Origin of the sequence: Neoaquamicrobium sediminum, assembly GCF_013240295.1 — a bacterium.
Lineage (GTDB): Bacteria > Pseudomonadota > Alphaproteobacteria > Rhizobiales > Rhizobiaceae > Aerobium > Aerobium sediminum.
Window position 1 is genome coordinate 227,217 of record NZ_JABETK010000005.1, and the last position, 17,871, is coordinate 245,087.

Genomic DNA, 17,871 nt, shown 5'->3' on the forward strand with positions numbered 1-17,871 from the left:
CGGGAGCAAAACGACGTTGCTCGCCCGCGCTCGCATTATCGCGAGAGAACTGGCTATTTCCGCAGCCACGCCGCAGGCTCGGGCCGACGCCTGCCTCGACCTGCTTGATGAGCTCGGGTCGGATAGCCGGGTCGAGGGCTTCCGTCGTGCGCTTCACGCGTTGCCGGTCGACGAACGACACTATTGGATCGGCACGCTCTATACCCTTATGCTACCGAGCAAGGTGCGGCGGTCGCAGGCCACATATTTCACGCCACCGGCCGTTGCGGACGCCGTTGTGGACCTCGCCATCGAGGCCGGTTTCAATTTCGCCCAGGACGACGTTCTTGATCCTGCGGCCGGGGAGCCGCCTTCCTCTCGACGATTGCGGGCCGAATGGCGACTGCGGGCCTCGCCGCCAAGGACGTAGCCTATCGCCTGAACGGCATCGAGATCGACGCGGGCCTGGCGACGCTCTCCCGGCGGCTGATCGCGGATCGCCTTGGCGCGGCCCTGCCCCGTGACATCATCGTCGTCGACGATGCCCTCAAGGCGAAGATTCCGGCCGCCTACGGGCTGGTGATTGCTAACCCGCCCTATGGACGTATGTCGATCGAGGAGGTGCGCGGAAGGGCTTGGCGACGTGTGGCCCACAGCGGCCACATCAACAAGTACGCGCTCTTTGCAGAGCTTTGCTTTCGGCATGCGAAGCCTGGCGGTGTCGTCGCCCTCGTCATTCCCTCGAGCTTTCGCGCCGGTCCTCTCTACGACCGCATGCGAAGTTTCATCCGGTCGCGCGGCGAAGTTCTGACGATCGGTTCGATTGCCGGTCGGGATGGTGTTTTCCTGGACGTCGCTCAGGACATTAGTGTGCTGATCGTGCGCAAGGGAAAGGCGCATCGCGCCGATGCCAAGGTGCGCTTTCCGATCGTCGGAGTGACATGCTCGGCGACGCCGATCGTCGAGCAGGCCCTACCGCCCAAGTCGGGCGACGTTTGGCCACTTCCTGCGATCGATCCCCAGACCGTCGGCGGTGCAACCCTCGCCGACTATGGCGTCGGCGCCAAGGCGGGATATTTTGTCTGGAATCGCGAGCAAACCCGGCTGGTTTCGAAGCTCGGAGGGCGGCGGGGTTTTCCGTTGATATGGGCGAAGAATGTTCGGTCGGGGGCACTCTGCCGGCCCTCCGGTAAGAAGGGCATTCAAACAGACTTCGTGACGTTCGCCGAGGACAGCGCAGCTGTGATCCGCTCGGCGGCGGCGGTCATGCAGCGTACCACGAACGACAAACAGCCACGTCGGCTGATAGCGGCGATGGTCGATCCTGCCGTAGTCGCCCGCTGGGGCGGCTTCGTCACCGAGAACCACACGATCGTTCTCACATCCGAGAACCCCGAGCAGCTTGCCCTCGCCGTCGCTCTGCTGAACACGAGTGCGGTTGATCAACGATACCGACGGGTGTCGGGAACCGCCGCCGTTTCGGTCACGCTGCTGCGCAAGCTCGACCTGCCTTTGCCGGCGGTTTTTCGAGAGGCGCTTCGTGACGCGGATGGCGACGCGGAGGCCGCAGCGCTTGCGGCCTATCGCGTCCACGCCAAGATGGTCGAAGCCTGATGGCGCGTCATCGGCCCTTCGATCGCGCGCCAGGAACTGAGCTGCAGGATCGGACGCGACAACGGCAAATCCAGCTCGAAAAGCGCGCCGGGCTAACCTCGAAATTGGCGGATCGTGCTTCGCGTCGGGTGGCCGAGGCCGTGGAGGTCGCTGCCCCCGCCAAGCGCCCCCGCGGAACGTCCAAGGATATATGGATGCGCTTGCAACACAGCCTCTGCATCGCCTGGGGTCGAGCGAGCCGGCAGCGCTCACGCCTGCCTATCTGAGGTTGGTGCGATCTGCTGCAGAGGTGGCAAGCGATGGGTCCGCGCAGGTAGTCATGCCATGGCCACCGATGCGGATGTCGCCGTCTGCGATCGTGGCTTTGCTGGCGATAGGCGCCGTCGCCAGTGCCGATCAGGACGAGGTAATAATTGCGAATGAACGCACCGCCTGCCGCAAGCGGGCCGACGAGGTGCATGCAATCGTCTTCCCTTACGCGCGAAGCACCCATGCGCAGGCGCGGGCAGTGCAGGTCGACCGGCATGGCCTGGGTGAAGTGCATTTCGACCATCTGAAGCGCTATCAGAGCGGAGAGAACGATCCCGCCAAGGACTATCATCAGGTCCTGGCGCGTGTCCGCAAGCTGACAGGTCGCGCCTCGGATGGCCGCGACTACCCAGAATTCGAGCATCCAATCCTCGATGAGATCGTGCCTCACGGTCCGCCTCGTGGCGACAGACCTTCCAACAGCGAGTTGCTGTGGCGCACGCGAAGCAAGACCGACATTGCAGCGCACAAGCGGTCGGGCGCCGCGGACGACCCAGCGATCGCCCCCTATTATCTCTTTACGATCCGAGCGGCGGACCGGCTTGGGGTCGAGTTGCGAAGCATCAAGTCCGCGCCGGACCTCCTGATCCTTGACCTCTCGCGCAACGCGCGGGACCGGTTGGGGTGGAACTGGCTGAAGCGGACCACCGAGATGATCGGCTGCATGCGCGAGGTTCATCCGCAGGCAGGCATTCTCGTGCTCGCCGATGATCCATGGACCTACCAGACAGCGCGCTTCCAGCTGTTGGGAGCCAAGCAGGCCGGACGCAAAGGTAAGGTGATCCCCGCCTTGGGTCACGTTGTCTACTCGCCAACCGCCGGCATCATCCAAGACAGCAGGCGGCAAGAGCGCGGCTTCGAGGGTGCCAAACGTATCGATGTCGATGGCTTTTTTGGTGACGTTGACCGCAACATCGAGCGGCTCCGCGGACTGGCGCACAGACTATCCGAGATGGGCGACCCCGCCGGTGCGGAGACGGTAAGAAACATGATCGGTACGGTGCGGCGGTCGGCGTGCCTGCCAGGATCGATCACCGAACTCAGCAGGTTCCTCGAACACGAGACGTCGACCGCGACGGCAAACGACCAGTTGGCGACTTACCGCGTGGCGGCTGACGTGGCGGCCCTGTCCGATCCCCGCAGTCTCGCCAGCCAAGCAGACGCTGATACGCATGTTGCTGCCGAAACGACCAGCGTCATGCGTCTGCTGGAGCGGGCCACGCCGATGTCGTCGCTACTGGAGGAGTTCGTCCAGCCTGCACTTCGATCCAGCTCGAGGTCAGCCTTCGTGTTTCGTTCGGATATGATTGCGGAATTCGCGGCGGACCGACTGGGGCCGTCTTATCCGAAGCTCGCGGAACGGCTGGACCTCGGCCTGATCCGGTTCGGAGGGGCGCGCGTACTGAACATTATCGCGGCAATGCCCAGCGCACTGCGCAACCAGTTCAAGCGGGCCATCATCGTCGCACCGACTCGATCGGCAATTCTCGCGACCCTGAGCGAACAATGGCTGCCCGAGCAGATCGTCATGCTGGCCGATGCCGACACATTAGCCTTCGCAGCGAGGGATGCCGAGCGTTTGGCAGAAGCAATAGATGTCGCTCCGCTCGCCGCCCGACTGCGGGCATTTGCGAAACGTGCTGCCGCCCGCGTTGCCGAAATCGGGCGTCACGCAGTGAAGCTCGACACCGAAATGCCCCCGATGACATCGAATTCCCCGCGGGCCTTGTTGTCGACCTGAGCGGGGGGGTCGGGGCGAGCGGCGCCTGGTCGAGCTTTCGATGCATAACGGCCAGCGTATTATCGCACGCCAGTCGACAGGCATCGTCCTGCGCAACGACAAGGCCGCGACGACTTCCTTCATCGAACGGCCGGCCGCGCAGGTGCGCGAAGGCGAAGAGGTCTGTGTCATCGGGCCAGGTTTCGTCGAGCGGGCACGCACCTTGGTCAATGTCCGCGCGACGGCGGCGGCAGAGATTCGGGAGTACCATCTTCAGGTCGCCCGCCGCTTCGCTCAAGTGCCTGGCGATTCCGTCAACGAGCGCTTGCGGGCTGTCGTATCTCAGATGGGTGAACCCCGCACTTCGATCGAGACGGCCCGCTATTGGGTCGACCTCGACGAAGAACTCGACAAACCCCTTCACGACGTCGTGCCGCATGCGCCGCACGATCGAGAGACGTTCATGCGCTTCACGGCCGCGCTCGGCATCGGCACAAAACTCGCCGAGAGTTTCTGGCTCTGGGCCGTGGTGGCGCAACGCTCGCACCGGATACGCTCGGGGAACGTCTTTCACGACGCCTTCCGGGGTATTCTGACCGATCCGCACGCTGCGCTCGCCACGAATCGCGAGCGTGGTGATGACATCCGTGCCCTGCGGCTGATGGCCGAGGAGCACGTGGCAACTGTCGCGAAGACGCGCAGCTTGGAGGCGCAGTGAAGGGACTATCGGACAAGCAGCTGGGCGAGATCGACGTTGAGCTCAAGGAAGCCGTCTGCGATGCTCTGGTCAACGCGCTTGTCGGACGTGTCAGCGGCAGCGACGAGCGCGGACGGGCGATCCTGGGCAGCTCACCTCGGCGTGGCCTTTTCGCGGGCCAGCTACTGCCCCGTTTTGACGTCGGCGGCGTCGTAGACGAAACCTCCGACATCCGGATCGCGTCTGTCGGCATTGATCTAGTGGTGCGCGCCGGCAGCGGCGCAACGATCCGGGTAGCGCCGCGCTTTTCGATCTACGTGCGCGTGATCCCGTTGTGGTCGGACCTCGTCGCGGGGGAGGCGAACTCGACTTCGACTTCAAGCTGCGCAAGAGCACCCAGCAGCAGATCGACGACACAATACGCGCACAGCGCGTGCCGGCGCTGCAGGCGGCCGGCGTTGACCGGCCGGACTGGAAAAACCTGGATGAGGCGAAGCGCTCCAAGGTGCGGGCGCAGCGCGCGCAGATCCTCGCCGAGATCCGGACGAAAGCCTACGCCGCTCACGGCATCAAGCTGTTGTCCGGTGAAGCGGAGCCCCAGGTCGCGCCGGCGGCCGTTGACGCGGCCATTGCCGATCCAAACACCCCTGAGGACAACGCGGCGCAGCCGGCACCAATTGCCCGCTTGATCCGCGAGGGGCGAGCAATCCCGTTAAACCTCGTAGACCCGGCCCCGGTGCCAGGCAAATGGCGTCGGATCGAGCTTGACCTGCCGGTCCTGGACTTTGCCAGCGATGCCGATCAGGACTCGCTGAGCACGACCATCAGCGGCTATAACTGCCGCCTGACGCAGGCAGTCGCCGATCAGCTCGAGGCTTGGGTGACTGGACATGGCGTCAGTGAAGCGTGGCGCGATGCAACGATACAGCCCCACGATACACTGGACGAAGCGCGGTGGACGGCGGCGATGGCGGCACTGGCCGCCCGTCCAGTCGACCGCGCGCGGGTCGTGCCGGACCTTTCGCGGGTCGCGCTGAAGGTCGAGCGCCAAGCGGACTTCCTCGACCCTAGGCGCCTGTCGTTGCGGGTGATGCTCGACAACCAGTCTGCCGAGTTGACGCCCAGAGACGCGCAGGGACGATGCAACACCGTATTCGGGGCGGGGCTTTCGGTGACGTTGCCTCAGGCGGCGCACAGGCCATTGCGGCTTGACCGTGTGGAACCATCCTATCGGTTCCGCGACCATCTCGACTATCCGGCGATCGGCCTCAATTGCGGGATTCGCGCTGACCGAGAAAGCGGCAAACTGACGCTCGCCACCACGATCGCGCCACGCTTTACGCAGCCGCGTATCGTCGCTCGCCAGATCGATCTGCCCTTTCAGTTCGCGGTTCTAAAGGATCCGGGCTTCGACGCGCGGAGGCTCCTCGAACTGCCGCGCGCCTATGCGAAGTGGATCGATGAACAGGAGGTTCGGCTCAAGGCGACAGTAGGAGCAGGGCTCGACCGCGCCGATGCGGAAATCGAATCCGCCCGGCTGCGAAAAGACCTCGCAGCCCAGCGGGCAGAAGCACGATACATCGAGCGCGGCGTGGAGCTGTTGATAGCCTCCAAGCAGGCGTTCGACACGCTCCCGGGTCACGAGGGGGCAGCCGTGCCGAACTAGAGCGTCGCGCGGCGCCATGGCGTGCCTGGATCATGACCAACGAGGCGTTCGCGCTTCGCGACGCGTCCGATCCCAAACGCGGCTGGCGCCTGTTTCAGATGGCATTCGTCCTATCCCACATCCCCGTGTTCGCCTCGCGGATGGCAGATTGGCGCGAATATCACGATGAGATGCTCGACGAGGACGGCGTCAGCCTCCTTTACTTCCCGACGGGCGGCGGCAAGTCGGAGGCATTCTACGGCACGCTGCTCTTTGCGATGTTCCTTGACCGCCTGCGCGGCAAGAACCGTGGCATCACCGCGATGATCCGCTACCCGCTGCGCCTGCTCACCCTCCAGCAGGCTCAGCGGCTGCTCAAGCTGATGGTGCGGGCGGAGATGGTGCGGCGCAGGAACCATGCCGGGGAGTGGCCCTTCGAGATGGGATTCTGGGTCGGCAATCAGAATACCCCGAACCACTATCGGGCGTTCCGGGCGGACATCCCCCTGGCCGATGATTCCAACTTTCCAGACGATAGCGGGCTTGACGGCGATACAGGCGACGAGGAGATGCGAGCGCAGGGTCGCCGATATCTCGACGCGCGGGAGGCCTATGACAAGATCCCGGAGTGCCCGGTCTGCGGACAGCCAACCGGCCTCCGGCGCGCCGAGGGCGAAGGACCCCTGGGCAAGCGGGCTGTCATCGTCTGCTTCAATGATGGGTGCGATTGGAACAAGGAACATGGCGGGCGGCATCCACTGCCTTTCCTGCTAACCGACGATGCCATTTACGCCCGGGCTCCGGCCGTCGTACTCGGCACGGTCGACAAGCTCGCTATGCTTGGCCAGCACACGGCGACGATCAGCAAGGTGCTTGGCATGTTTGGCCTGGCTCGTCGGGTAGACAAATGGGGCAATCTCGACACGCCACGGCGCGAGGAGGACCTCCGCCGGGAAGCGGCCGAGGACGATTGCTCGAATGTGTTTCCCTCCTATGCCAGCGGGGCACGGGTATTCCACGACCCCTTCCCTGCGCTGGTCATCCAAGACGAAGCGCATCTGCTCGAGGAGAGTCTCGGCACGTTCAGCGGGCTGTTCGACACGCTCCTCCAGACCGTACTGGAGGACGTGGCGGATATGGCCGGGGACGGGCTTCAGGTAGCCCGGTGCTGGAAGGGCGATGGGTGGGGGGCAGCGCGGATGCCGAAAGTTATAGCGGCAACCGCTACGATTTCGGCTCCTGAGCGCCAGCTGGAGACACTCTACCAGCGTGTTCCGCTGCGCTTCCCCTATCCGGGACCAGACCTCTACCATTCGTTTTTCGCTGAGCCAGCTCCGCCACCGCCGGCGAACGCCATGCGAACCGCCCTCGCCAACTCCCTCCCGTTCGCGCAGGCGCCGGAGCAGACCGCACCATGGATGCGGCTCTACGTGTCCCTTATGACCAACGATGCCACTCACACGGTTACCACCGTCGGAGTGCTCGCGGCCTTCCATGGGATCATCACTGCGCTCTGGGACGGGCTGCAAGACCCGGCGAAGTGCGGTGCCACGGTCGCCGCGATCCGCAGCTCGGTTTCGCCCGGACTGGTCGGAGACTGGCATCGCGCTGCAATAGATCGAGCCGTGACGCAGGGTCGTGTCGCGGACATCATGGCGCTTGTCGACCTTCACCGTATCGCCCTCGCCTATGTCACCAACAAAAAGGGTGGCGATCAGATAATTGATGCCCTCAGCGCGGCCGTTGGGCACGAACACAGACGCATCGGCAGGGCTCACGCCTTTTTCGAGAGCCGGCTGATCTCCGGCGGGATCGACATGAAGGACATCCAGGCTGTGATGGAGGTCGCCGAAACGTCGTTTCAGGGGGCGGACTATCCCGATATCACGTCCACCCTTCGCAACATCGTGGCGACATCCGCCATCAGTCATGGCGTCGACGTGGACCGCTTCAACAGCATGTTCTTCGCTGGCCTACCGTCGGACATCGCAGAGTATATCCAGGCCTCGAGCCGGGTGGGCCGCACCCATGTCGGTTTCGTAATGCTGTTGCCCACGCCTCAGAATCGTCGCGACCGCTACGTGATTGAGACCCATGACATCTTTCATCGCTTCCTGGAGAGGATGATTGCGCCGCCGGCGGTTGAGCGGTGGGCCGAGAATGCCATCAAACGGGCGATGGCGTCCTACGTTCAGACTTGGGCAATGCTGCGCGAGGCCCACGAATTCTTAGATCAGAACGACGCTCGTAAAGCGGAAGTCGCCCACATGGATCAGATCAGCCGTCTCGGAACAATGGCGCGGCGCAATCACGTGGCGCTCTGTGAAGCTTTGGGCGGATTCATGCTGCGCGCTAGCGGGATTCGCTGGCAAGGGAGCCTCAAGGCTTGGCGCTCCGCACTACGAGGAGTTCTACCGCGCCTTGGTGGAAAAGCAGGTGGATACGTTCGTCCGCGACATAGCTAGCCGCGGCACGGCTGCGAGCCTGCGCGATTACTGGGAGGATCTTCCCGCCTTCCGGCCGCCAATGACGTCGCTGCGGGATGTCGATGAAGCCGGGTATATCGTAGCTGCCGGTCGCGATCCGCTGGCGCGAGGGAGATCGACAGACGTCGACAGGCAGGATCTAGCAAAGGTCATGCGGGCAATCAGGGCGCAGCGCGGGAGTGCCTCGGAAATGGACGCCGATGGAGGCAGCGATGAGCGGCGGTAAGGGCGCGGGCGGGGACTGGCGCACCTCGAACCGCAGGCCGGCCGCGTTCGGGGGAGCGAAGCGGGAACCGGATACGCTCGAGCCACCCACGATGTCGAGATCGCGGGTCCAGATTGCTAGCTCTTACGCGCCGGGCGTACTCATGACCTGGGAGGGCGGGAAGGGAATATGTCGCTCGGTGCCGCTGGCGAACGACATCACCAAGCAGTTGAACCGCACGACCATCGATCTGGTGTTCGAGAACCTCAGCGACTTCGCGACGAACTGGCGTGACAGAGCGATAAAGGCAGTGCCGGATGCCTTGCCTGAGCTCGTCCTTGACGCACCCTTTCGCGACTCCAAGACCGGCGAAGTCCGTATCGAGCGGAACGATTTTCAGATGACCGGGCCGGACCGCGTCGGCTACGTGCCTTATCCGCTCGTCTACCGCTGCGGCATCTGCGGCTCGACCCGTGAATACGAAAGTATTTCGGATCAGGCCAGGCAACCGCTGCCGAGGAAGTGCAATGGCCACGATGCCCGTTGGACGCAGGTCGATGTCGTTTACGTGCACTGGTCAGGCGAGATTCAGCCTCTGAGTCCTTACAACTTCAACTTTGACCCTCAGACCGGCGACACGCGACAGATCAGGATGTGCACGTGCGGATCGACCAGCTTCAAGCTGCGCAACGAGGCTCCGGTGTTCTCCGAATGGAGATATGTCTGCGAAGGGTGCGGCGACACCCGCGTGCTCAAGAAGGCCGAACCGGATGTACTGGCACGTCTTCAGACTGAGCAGAACGCCGGAGGGCGACCTTTCCAGTGGATCGAAGTCAACATGTTGCCGGTGTCATACCGGGCGAACTCGACCTTCTATCCGCAACGCACCAGCTTCATCGAGTTCGAGGATAGCGCCGTCGTCGAACTGATGACGCCGTCACGGGTGGGGGAACTTGTCGCGAAACTCGCCGCGATTCACAACATTCCTTTCTCCGAACCGAGCGATGACGAGGTTCGTCAGGCTGTCCAAGCCAATTCCACACACGCCGGCGATTGGGAGGACTACCAGAGCTTCCTCGACATGGCGCGTCGCGCCGATGAGAGTAACCGGCCGGAGCGCGCCCGTTCATACCGCGATAGCGCTTATGAGTTGCGTGAGGGCTGGTTCTCTGAGGGCATCGTCGAGCGCGGCAGACTGGGAAGCGAAGCGGTGCTCAGGGCGATCAGCCAGCGCGGAGAATGGACACGGCGCTACGACCCAATCCGGCTCACCATCCAGCACGATGCGTTCGTGCGTGAGCATATCGAGCAAGCCATGGCGCGGCACGCGGCGGTCGATGTCATGGAACCGGACATTACGCTCACTGACGTTGTCAACGATCCTCAGCGCAAGGCTCGCTATCAGGCGAACATCGGCAATCTGCTCGACCATCTGGGCGTGGAGCGCTTAGTCCTGGTGCGGAATTTGCCGATCTGCGAGTTCAGTTTTGGATACACGCGGGTTTCGGCGACGCCGGTCTACAAGCGTGAGCATCAGGGTACTGCGATCGACATGCCCGTTCGTCTCAAGGCATTCGATCAGCTTCCCGTCCAGGGAACCAAGCGCCCGATCTATGTGACCCAGCAGCAGAACGAGGCGCTCTATTTCAAGCTCGACGAAGCGAGGGTGCTTCGGTGGCTGAAGGCCAACCAGATCACCGATGTGCCTGACGAGGGACTGGGGCGCGCTTACCTGGAACGGTACGAGGATTTCGGCCCGTTCCTCGAGGTATTCAAGGATCGCGAGGGAACCGGGGGCTACCCACGTACGGTGCCGGCGTATGTCTATCTCCTGCTGCATACACTCTCGCATCAGATGATGCACTCGCTTGCCGACTCCTCCGGCGTGGACCGCGACGGTATCGGCGAGCACATCTTCCCGGCCGACCTTGCGTTCGTGATTTACCGCAAGGGAATGACGCCGGACCTTGGCAATATCTCCGCCATGTGGCGCAACCATGCGGATGAGTTCCTCCGCCGCGCGATCGATCCACGCACGCTGCGTTGCGGATCGGGCAGCCTGTGCGATGCACGAGGTGGTGCCTGCCCGGCCTGCGTCATGGTGTCGGAGGTGAGCTGCATCGCTTCCAACCTGTTGCTATCGCGAGCCGTGCTCAAGGGCGGCAAAGGTCCGGAATGGGAACCGAAATCGGCTCCCGACCTCGTGGGCTTCTTTGAGGCGATGGTCGCCAAATGACAAACGAGGTGTTGATCTCGCCGCGGGCAACGGCGCGGCTGGTAGTGACGATGCCGCCCGCGCCGAGCCGGCTGGCCGATGCTCTCGCCGCTGACATCGCCAGCGATTACGTGACGCTGACGCCCACAACCGATGCCTTCAGCCATCTCGCGTCGCTGGCGCGCCAGCGTTTTACCGTGATGATCCCTTATGTCGACAGGATCGGGGCCGACTGGGCCGCCGAACTTTTCGAAACGACGAAAGCCATTGAACGAGTTTTGGTCATACGGGACGCATCGCAGCTTGTCAGTTGCGCCGAGGCGGGGCGCCGCCTGAAGAGGGCGGCAACTCGCATCATCGACTATGGCGGTGGCGACCTGTCGCAGGAAACCTTTCACGCCAAGATTGTGCTCGCAGATGGGGTGGCGGCATATGTCGGATCGGCAAACCTGCTGAGACGCTCCAAAGCCGCCAATCTCGAATGCGGCATGTTGGTCGAGGGACCCGCCGTGCACGCGGTCAAGGTTCTAGTCGACGCCGTCGCCAATATGGCGGGACCAGTCTCTGCCGTGCCATGAGACCGCGGCGCGCGCTTGGAAGGACGATGCTATTCAACGATGACGTCGCGAGTCAGGAGTTCAGTCTCCATGAAACGCAGCGTGCGTAGGTCAATCGACACATAGATCTTCAGCCGGGCATGCGTGTGGACCCAGGTTTCGAGTTCGGTCGGAGTAATGTCGTCGTCCTTATCTCGCAGTTCGGCCTCGTCGACATAACGCAGCCGCGCGGCGAGGATCGAGTTTGCGTGGAGGATGAGTCCGATCTTGGTGTCATCGATGGCGGCGACGTCGTACCCGTCTACGCTGACAATTTCATCGAGCTTGGCCCCCAGTACGGAGACGTCGGACAAGGAGCCGTAGTAGACGAATTCCACCAAATCCAAGTCGCTCTCGATAGCTTCAATCAGTTGTTCATCGAAACCGGGCGCTGCGAAGATCTCGTCGGCTATCGCTTCGAGATCCCCTCCGCCTTCTGCGGTCGCGGCGGCCAGGACATCCTCTAGTGTCTCCAGGGGAGAAGCGTATCGTGCTCTCCTGCAGCCTTGCGGAGAGCTGCATCGCCGCTCACCACGTACATCGATATCTCATTGCTATTGCAGTAGCGGGCGAGCGCCTCGACGATGAAGGCGTCCGGGAATTCCTTACTGCCGCGATGATCAAATGGCGGGCGGCCGTCGAAGTAGCGATCGAACACGATCCGAGCTGGAACCTCTAGCGCCAGCACGGAATGGCTGCGGAAGCGTTTGACCAGCACGTCAACGAAGCCTGCCCAGGCCTTCTCGCCGAGAGCTGAACCGTCGACATCCCTGACTGTGACGTTGTCCTCACCAGTGAGCTGCGCGATCCGGTTAAAATCCCGGACCAGCCGCTTGGCCTCCGCGGCCATGGCGACTGCGGTTTCCTTTAGCTGTCGGTGAATTTCGGTCAGTGTGATGTCGGTTGTATGCAGGACGACGCGCCCGTCCTCGATCTGCTTGGCGAGCAGCGCGAAAGGTGTGTTCGAGATGTTGAACGCGGCCCGACGATAGACCTCTGTGTCGAGGAACACGTGGCGTGTTCGCAACGGCTCAGTCGGATTTCGAACGGGTTTTGCCATCGCTAGCTACCAATGCTCCGATTAGCGAACAGAGATATCCGGAGCGGCAACCTACAATGCATTCACGCACGGCGTCGTCCTCTTCCTGTCGCCTCGGGCAACTCCAAGTCGTCTATGGGATTGGACGCCCTACTGCGCCAGCCATGCGGTCTGTATTAACGATGGGTCGAAACGACACGAGACCGAACGTGACCGCGCAGCTGGCGACGTGTGCGTCGTTACGCACCGCTCCAGAGCGAGTGAACCAGACGGCGAGCGTCATCATCTGCGCAATCTGCGCAGAATTCGCAGTCCGGCACCCGCGGTCGCAGCCGCCGGAGGCGGCCAATGGGGGCTCGCCAGGGGTCGACCGTCCAATAGTTGGTTACCGCCGCGCGATGATTGGACCTCAAGAGCTCGATCACGAGCAACACGCCCGCCAGCGCCGACACAAAGGCAAATGGCGCCAACACCTGCCGCCCCTCGGGCGTGAGCAGCGCTTGCGCGCTGCATAGCTCCTTGAACAGCGTATCGTAGGCCTTGCCGACGATCGCGCCCATCTCAACCGAAGGATGGGACTTGGCGATCCGCGCTGCCGCGTCGGCCGTGATGAATCCTTCCCGAACCATCTCGATGTCGATGCCGAGTCCCTCGGCGATGGACCGTTCACGCGCGTGCTCGTCGGGAACGTGACGATAGATGCAGGCGAGGCAGGCTCCATCGGTCGGCTGGCTATGGCTGTGGACGATGACCGCGCGCGCATCGGTCGTTGACGCGTCGATAACCCGCCGCGGAATTTCCTTCTGCAACGACCGTCGCGCCCGGCGGCTGTCCACCGTCACGATCGCGGTGTCGACGAGCCCTGTCCTGGCAACGAGCTCACCGAATGTGCATACATGCGGCACCAGCTTCAGCTCGGGGAAATCCGCCTGGGCAGCTTGTGCCAGGGTCGGCGCTTTCGGCAAATTGACGTCATCGTTGGTGAAATAGAGGCAACGATTGGGGTTGCCCTCCCCAACGACCTTCGGGTCGACAATCGGCAACGTGCCGCGAACCTGCACATGTCGGAGCGCTCGCAGAAAGCCGTTCCCAACGGCACCGCCGCCGACCAGTACCGCACCGGAAATATCGAAGGGCGTGTTGAGACTGCCCTCGGGGATGCCAAGCTCGGCAAAGTCCACGGACAGCGGAAGACCAAGACGTGGCAGGCTCGATGAGCTGATGACCTGATGCAGCGCAGCGGCTGTAATGTGGCATGCGGCGAGCGCCGTCAGCAGCGGATGAACATCTTCATCTAGGTGACGCAGCGGCTCTACATCGACGATAACGCCACGTCGATTCAGCGATGCATATAGATGTGGTCCGGGCGTCGCAGGCTCTGCGGGTCCGAGCACCAGCTCGAGATCCGGCTTACCCTGACTCGGGCGCGCCGCATGGATGGTGCGCTCAAGCAGATCCTCGACTTCGCCAGCTGCAGCGGCAAGGCCTGGAGCGGCCGTCACGAGGACCGTCCGGTCGAGACGCTCGGCGGCATCCGCTTCATCGATCCCGAGGAGCGAGGCCAGCATGCGCGCATTTTCCTGACCGACAGTGGTCATCAGCAAACCTCCAACAGGGTCGCGCCGGACGCTTCTTCCCAGTGGTTTCCAGTCGACAGGACGTAGGTCGCCGCGAGGTCCAAGAAATTGTCGACCGTCGCCTCTTGAGCAAACCGCGGCAGCACCAGCGACAGGGCGCCCGCATGTCGAATGATCGCCCAATCATCGTCAGCTTCGGAGTGGAAGGCCCGGCCGGGATGGGAGTGAACCTGGGCGAGCACGCGCAGGCGTTTTCCGCGCAGATGCGCAAACAGCAGCTGCATGCTCGGGCCGTCGAAGTAGAACTGGTCGGCCCGCGTCCGTTGTCGCGGTTCGTAGAGTTCCTCGATGCGGCCGGCTCCCCGGCCGAGCCAGAGCACGGCCCGTTCGTGGCCGATGCGCCCGCCGTCCTGCAGTCGCTCGATGGTCGCCGCCACCACGTCTCGTCCGACTTTCATCCGGCTCATCCGACCGCCCTCTTCCAACCGCGCCATAGCTGTTCGAGGATGCCCAGCAGGTCCATCCCCGGCTTGCCGCGATAGCCATCCCAGCGTTCCCCCAGATGGCTGGGATGGGTGTGGAACTCGCGCGAGCCGCGCATGCAGACAAACGGTCGGCCAGTCGAAGGATGGGCGCTGCCGTTGAAGATGCTGCCCACATTGGGCGGGGCCGACCTCAGATACGCCCCGCTCGCCGACAGCAATTCGATCGAAGGGGGCAGGTCATTCCACTGGTCGCACAGCATGCGAATGCGCAACGGCTCCGCCTTCGTGTGTCCGAAGACGATATCGAGGATCGGGTACTCCGTGGAGACGACCGTCCAGGCGCGGTGGGCGACGGTCCGGGCGCTCAAGCGGCCGACGTCGCCCTCGAACTTGGCGCGCGAAAGCTGCTCAAGCACCGCCGCCACCCTCGCGCGGGCCCCACTCGAGCTCGACCCTGCCGGCCAGGCCGTTCTGGGTGAAGCTGCGATCGGGATTGATGTCGCGCCCTCCGACGGTCACGACCCAGTCGGTCGTGTCCGTCAGGTCCAGTTTGGCGGCGGCGCGCGCCAGGACCTGCTTCACCACAGTAACCGGGGGCACGCGCAGCGCACCTTCTTCCGGGAAGGTGCCGCTGGTCGTGAACACCGTCACCTCGACAAGCTCGTGCGGGGCCTTGGGACGCGTGCGCAGGTGCTCGACGGCTTTGCCGGCCAGCGAGACCGTCCCGCCGCTCGACAGGACGATGTCGGGCTCGCCGGCGCGCTCCAGCACCAGTTCGCGATCCGGTCGCATGGCGATGAGGCCGACCAGAAGGTCGACCGGGATGGTCTCATTGCCCCAGACCTGGTCGATCTCATCGACGGTGAAGGAGAAGACCCGGTCGCTCTGCAAAGCGTAGAAGCGTGGGGTCTGGTAGTCACGCAGGTCGATCTCGGCGTCCAGCTCCACAAGCTGGGTCCGGCCCGCGGCAGCGAGAATGAGGCGGAAGTCGGACGGCGGCTTCAACCCGCCACGCGTCAGAACCTCCCGGCCCGTCACGATCCTGTCGCGGGACGTCACGGGCGCGTCGTTCAAGAAATAGGCCTCGGAACGGGCCAGTTCGGCAGTAGCGCTCATCGGTCAAATCTCCATGCTCAGGACTCTTGACGCCGTCCGCCCTTGGACTAAACTTCGATTCGAGTCCCACTATGGACAGTCTATGGGTGGACTAATTTTGCCGTCAAGTCCAAAATGAGATCGGAGCACAATGGCTATGGGAGAAAGCTCTCCCGGTGCCCTAGCGGGCGCTGGGCAAACGCGGATTCCTGTTGAATTGCAGGCCTTCTTTCGGATGGCAGAGCGATGGAACCTCTCCACCGACCAACAGATCACCCTCTTGGGGTCCCCGCCGCGCTCAACATTCTTTAAGTGGAAAAAGAGGGAGGAGCCGTCCCCCGACACTGTCGAGCGCCTCTCTCACTTGCTGTCGATCTGGAAGGCGCTGCAAATTCTCTTCACTTCTGACCAGGCGAGCGACGCGTGGATGCACGCCCCAAATGACTTCTTCAACGGAGACAGCGCGCTGGACGTCATGCTCGGAGGAAAGGTGATCGATATCTATGCGGTTCGGCGGTACCTCGATGCCCAGCGCGGTGGATGACTACCCGATCGTGCGCTACACCGACGCTGGATACCGGCTGATCCCTTCGCGTTTCCCGCCGGTGTCGGTTTATCGCGACCTCGTCGCGCCCGATCAGGTCGAAGCGTTGGTGGAAGTCGAGAACAAGACCAATCCTCGCCTGCGCCTGCAGGATCGCCTGATGGCGCGGCGCGAGGCGCCCAAGCTCGATTCCGCCATGCTGCAGAACTGGAACCTCGCTCCATTCACCTATGAAAATCCCGAGGGCACAACGTTCTTTGCCCCCGAGCGATCATGCCTCGAGCTCGCCGACACGCCCCAGACGGCGCTGGCAATCTCGGTCGCGCGACGGTCGCGCTTCCTGTCTCGCACAAAGGAAGCTGCCACTGGTCTCGACATGAGGATGTTGAAGACTCCCGTCGATGGCAAGTTCATCGACCTGCGCCAGGTGTCGGCCGAGCTGCCGCAAGAGCAACGCTGGTCATTGGGCGAAGCGGTTCCGCCCGATGTCGACGGCATTCTGTTTCGGCCGGCCGAGCGTCCCACGGCAACCGCGATTGCCGTCCTCAAGGGCCAGGTGCTCGCCCGATCGATTCAGACAACGCACTATCGCTTCGAATGGAACGGCGTTCGTATCGACAGGCTCTATGCCTTCGACGAGGAGGGAACTGTGCTACGCCCCGAGAGCCTGGCAGGAAAGGAAGAGGTTCTTGCTGCGTAGAATCGAAATCGTCCTCGGCTGGGCAAAATCCCTGTGGCGCGCGTTCTGGCCGCGCCGACCATCCAGTCCACGGCCCGCGCCCAATCAACCTTACGTGCCTCGGCCGCGGATTCGCGTGGCCCATTGGCGGGGAATCGGTTCAGCACCTCCGGGCCATTGGAACGCCTGTCACCCCTCCACCGAGCACATCTTCAAAGCCGAGCTGACCTGTCCGCGTGGCCACCGGCTGACGCTCAAGGGACATTCCATCAGTGAAGCGGGACAAGTCCAGCCGAGTGTCGTTTGTCGGCATCCCGGTTGCGACTTCCACGAATTCGTCGTGCTCGACAATTGGGCGCAGCGTCGGGCCGTGCTGCCCGCGATGCCCCATTGAACAGAGGTCGGGACAACGAGAAGATCTTGGCCATCAAGCGTCACACCGTCATCGTCGAAGGCACCCTGGCGTTTCGCATGCAGCGCGCCGCGGCGGCGCGTGCGGGAGACCACGGCCGCGATGTCGCGACACTCCCCTGTTGGCAGCACGCCTCGCGGGTGGCTTTACTCGACCCGCAGACCACGCCACTCTTGTTCCAATCGTTGCTCGGGCGCTCTCCGAGCTCGGCTTTGAGGAGTTGGAATCGGTCAAGACGCGGCCGGGCATGGCGCGTGCTGTGCTTGCCAGCCTGGCGCGGATATGGGCTGCGGATATTCGGTTCGACGACCCGCGGTTTGCGAGCGCCCGTCTGAGCGATCTGGGGCGCATCGAGGCCTACCTGCGCAGCCACATGCCAATGGGCACGCTGCTGCCCCCGATCTTCGCGACCGAGCGACCGCGGGCACGGGACGCGCCCGCGCCACGGTTGGCGATCTCCATTTCCACCGGCTGATTTCGATCGACCCGCTTTGGCGGCCGCTCATCACGGCTCTCGCCGCGGTTGTCGAAATCACCTGGGACGCGCCCGGGACTCTAGATCGCAGCTGGTTTC

The 17,871-nt window shown here is 63.3% G+C and carries 18 protein-coding genes; 12 read left to right on the forward strand and 6 right to left on the reverse strand.

The features are described from left to right. The first annotated feature begins 16 nt into the window (after window positions 1–16). From HK436_RS32060 to HK436_RS28770, 9 genes are all read left to right on the forward strand, one after another. On the forward strand, window positions 17–409 hold the full coding sequence (locus tag HK436_RS32060; RefSeq protein WP_244649511.1) for a hypothetical protein: 393 nt from the start codon (window positions 17–19) through the stop codon (window positions 407–409). Further along, the gene (locus HK436_RS28750) at window positions 376–1,593 is read left to right on the forward strand and encodes an Eco57I restriction-modification methylase domain-containing protein (RefSeq protein ID WP_244649512.1); all 1,218 of its coding nucleotides are present in this window, start codon (window positions 376–378) and stop codon (window positions 1,591–1,593) included. The genes HK436_RS32060 and HK436_RS28750 overlap by 34 nt, the downstream gene beginning before the upstream one ends. Before the next feature lie 319 nt (window positions 1,594–1,912). Then, window positions 1,913–3,643 (forward strand): hypothetical protein, encoded by a 1,731-nt coding sequence (locus HK436_RS30825; protein ID WP_206680648.1) that lies wholly within the window; start codon window positions 1,913–1,915, stop codon window positions 3,641–3,643. Window positions 3,644–3,683: 40 nt separating this feature from the next. Next, window positions 3,684–4,340, forward strand: a complete 657-nt coding sequence (locus HK436_RS30830; RefSeq protein WP_206680649.1) for a hypothetical protein — start codon at window positions 3,684–3,686, stop codon at window positions 4,338–4,340. Window positions 4,341–4,653: 313 nt separating this feature from the next. Further along, window positions 4,654–5,985 carry a hypothetical protein gene (locus tag HK436_RS32065; RefSeq protein ID WP_244649513.1) on the forward strand — a complete coding sequence of 444 codons (1,332 nt, stop codon included), beginning with the start codon at window positions 4,654–4,656 and terminating at the stop codon, window positions 5,983–5,985. A gap of 32 nt (window positions 5,986–6,017) precedes the next feature. After that, entirely contained in the window at window positions 6,018–8,429 is a 2,412-nt protein-coding gene (locus HK436_RS32070) for a DEAD/DEAH box helicase family protein (protein WP_244649514.1), read from the forward strand. Continuing rightward, complete coding sequence (locus HK436_RS32075; RefSeq protein ID WP_244649515.1) at window positions 8,401–8,676, forward strand: hypothetical protein; 276 nt, start codon at window positions 8,401–8,403, stop codon at window positions 8,674–8,676. Before HK436_RS32070 ends, HK436_RS32075 begins: the two co-directional genes overlap by 29 nt. Next, on the forward strand, window positions 8,663–10,891 hold the full coding sequence (locus HK436_RS28765) for an MrfA Zn-binding domain-containing protein (RefSeq protein ID WP_244649516.1): 2,229 nt from the start codon (window positions 8,663–8,665) through the stop codon (window positions 10,889–10,891). The genes HK436_RS32075 and HK436_RS28765 overlap by 14 nt, the downstream gene beginning before the upstream one ends. After that, entirely contained in the window at window positions 10,888–11,448 is a 561-nt protein-coding gene (locus HK436_RS28770) for a phospholipase D-like domain-containing protein (protein WP_173195006.1), read from the forward strand. Before HK436_RS28765 ends, HK436_RS28770 begins: the two co-directional genes overlap by 4 nt. Before the next feature lie 29 nt (window positions 11,449–11,477). Here the strand turns inward: HK436_RS28770 and HK436_RS28775 are convergent, their stop codons facing one another. The 6 genes from HK436_RS28775 to HK436_RS28800 form a co-directional block, all read right to left on the reverse strand. Next, the gene (locus tag HK436_RS28775; RefSeq protein WP_173195007.1) at window positions 11,478–11,813 is read right to left on the reverse strand and encodes a hypothetical protein; all 336 of its coding nucleotides are present in this window, start codon (window positions 11,811–11,813) and stop codon (window positions 11,478–11,480) included. Between the two features lie 116 nt (window positions 11,814–11,929). Continuing rightward, a complete protein-coding gene (locus HK436_RS28780) occupies window positions 11,930–12,526 on the reverse strand; it encodes a PIN domain-containing protein (RefSeq protein WP_173195008.1) in 597 nt (198 codons plus the stop codon). A 218-nt stretch (window positions 12,527–12,744) separates the two neighbouring features. Next, a complete protein-coding gene (locus HK436_RS28785; RefSeq protein WP_173195009.1) occupies window positions 12,745–14,103 on the reverse strand; it encodes a ThiF family adenylyltransferase in 1,359 nt (452 codons plus the stop codon). Further along, on the reverse strand, window positions 14,103–14,519 hold the full coding sequence (locus HK436_RS28790) for a hypothetical protein (protein ID WP_312860793.1): 417 nt from the start codon (window positions 14,517–14,519) through the stop codon (window positions 14,103–14,105). Before HK436_RS28790 ends, HK436_RS28785 begins: the two co-directional genes overlap by 1 nt. A gap of 26 nt (window positions 14,520–14,545) precedes the next feature. Beyond that, on the reverse strand, window positions 14,546–14,983 hold the full coding sequence (locus HK436_RS28795) for a putative metal-binding protein (RefSeq protein ID WP_173195010.1): 438 nt from the start codon (window positions 14,981–14,983) through the stop codon (window positions 14,546–14,548). Beyond that, the gene (locus HK436_RS28800) at window positions 14,976–15,683 is read right to left on the reverse strand and encodes a multiubiquitin domain-containing protein (RefSeq protein WP_173195011.1); all 708 of its coding nucleotides are present in this window, start codon (window positions 15,681–15,683) and stop codon (window positions 14,976–14,978) included. The genes HK436_RS28795 and HK436_RS28800 overlap by 8 nt, the downstream gene beginning before the upstream one ends. A gap of 130 nt (window positions 15,684–15,813) precedes the next feature. On the opposite strand from HK436_RS28800, the gene HK436_RS28805 reads away from it, so the two are divergent. The 3 genes from HK436_RS28805 to HK436_RS28815 all read left to right on the forward strand — a co-directional run bounded on the left by HK436_RS28805 (window position 15,814) and on the right by HK436_RS28815 (window position 17,772). After that, window positions 15,814–16,206 (forward strand): antitoxin Xre/MbcA/ParS toxin-binding domain-containing protein, encoded by a 393-nt coding sequence (locus HK436_RS28805; protein ID WP_312860794.1) that lies wholly within the window; start codon window positions 15,814–15,816, stop codon window positions 16,204–16,206. Continuing rightward, window positions 16,187–16,906 (forward strand): RES family NAD+ phosphorylase, encoded by a 720-nt coding sequence (locus tag HK436_RS28810; RefSeq protein ID WP_173195012.1) that lies wholly within the window; start codon window positions 16,187–16,189, stop codon window positions 16,904–16,906. Before HK436_RS28805 ends, HK436_RS28810 begins: the two co-directional genes overlap by 20 nt. Before the next feature lie 611 nt (window positions 16,907–17,517). Further along, window positions 17,518–17,772 (forward strand): hypothetical protein, encoded by a 255-nt coding sequence (locus HK436_RS28815; RefSeq protein ID WP_173195013.1) that lies wholly within the window; start codon window positions 17,518–17,520, stop codon window positions 17,770–17,772. The last annotated feature ends 99 nt before the right edge of the window (window positions 17,773–17,871 follow it).

Bases quoted from the DNA above. Each gene is read 5' to 3' on its own strand.
- HK436_RS28750 (WP_244649512.1), top strand. From the start codon at position 376: ATGGCGACTGCGGGCCTCGCCGCCAAGGACGTAGCCTATCGCCTGAAC.
- HK436_RS30825 (WP_206680648.1), top strand. From the start codon at position 1,913: ATGCCATGGCCACCGATGCGGATGTCGCCGTCTGCGATCGTGGCTTTG.
- HK436_RS30830 (WP_206680649.1), top strand. From the start codon at position 3,684: ATGCATAACGGCCAGCGTATTATCGCACGCCAGTCGACAGGCATCGTC.
- HK436_RS32070 (WP_244649514.1), top strand. From the start codon at position 6,018: ATGACCAACGAGGCGTTCGCGCTTCGCGACGCGTCCGATCCCAAACGC.
- HK436_RS28765 (WP_244649516.1), top strand. From the start codon at position 8,663: ATGAGCGGCGGTAAGGGCGCGGGCGGGGACTGGCGCACCTCGAACCGC.
- HK436_RS28770 (WP_173195006.1), top strand. From the start codon at position 10,888: ATGACAAACGAGGTGTTGATCTCGCCGCGGGCAACGGCGCGGCTGGTA.
- HK436_RS28780 (WP_173195008.1), bottom strand. From the start codon at position 12,526: ATGGCAAAACCCGTTCGAAATCCGACTGAGCCGTTGCGAACACGCCAC.
- HK436_RS28785 (WP_173195009.1), bottom strand. From the start codon at position 14,103: ATGACCACTGTCGGTCAGGAAAATGCGCGCATGCTGGCCTCGCTCCTC.
- HK436_RS28800 (WP_173195011.1), bottom strand. From the start codon at position 15,683: ATGAGCGCTACTGCCGAACTGGCCCGTTCCGAGGCCTATTTCTTGAAC.
- HK436_RS28805 (WP_312860794.1), top strand. From the start codon at position 15,814: ATGGCTATGGGAGAAAGCTCTCCCGGTGCCCTAGCGGGCGCTGGGCAA.
- HK436_RS28810 (WP_173195012.1), top strand. From the start codon at position 16,187: ATGCCCAGCGCGGTGGATGACTACCCGATCGTGCGCTACACCGACGCT.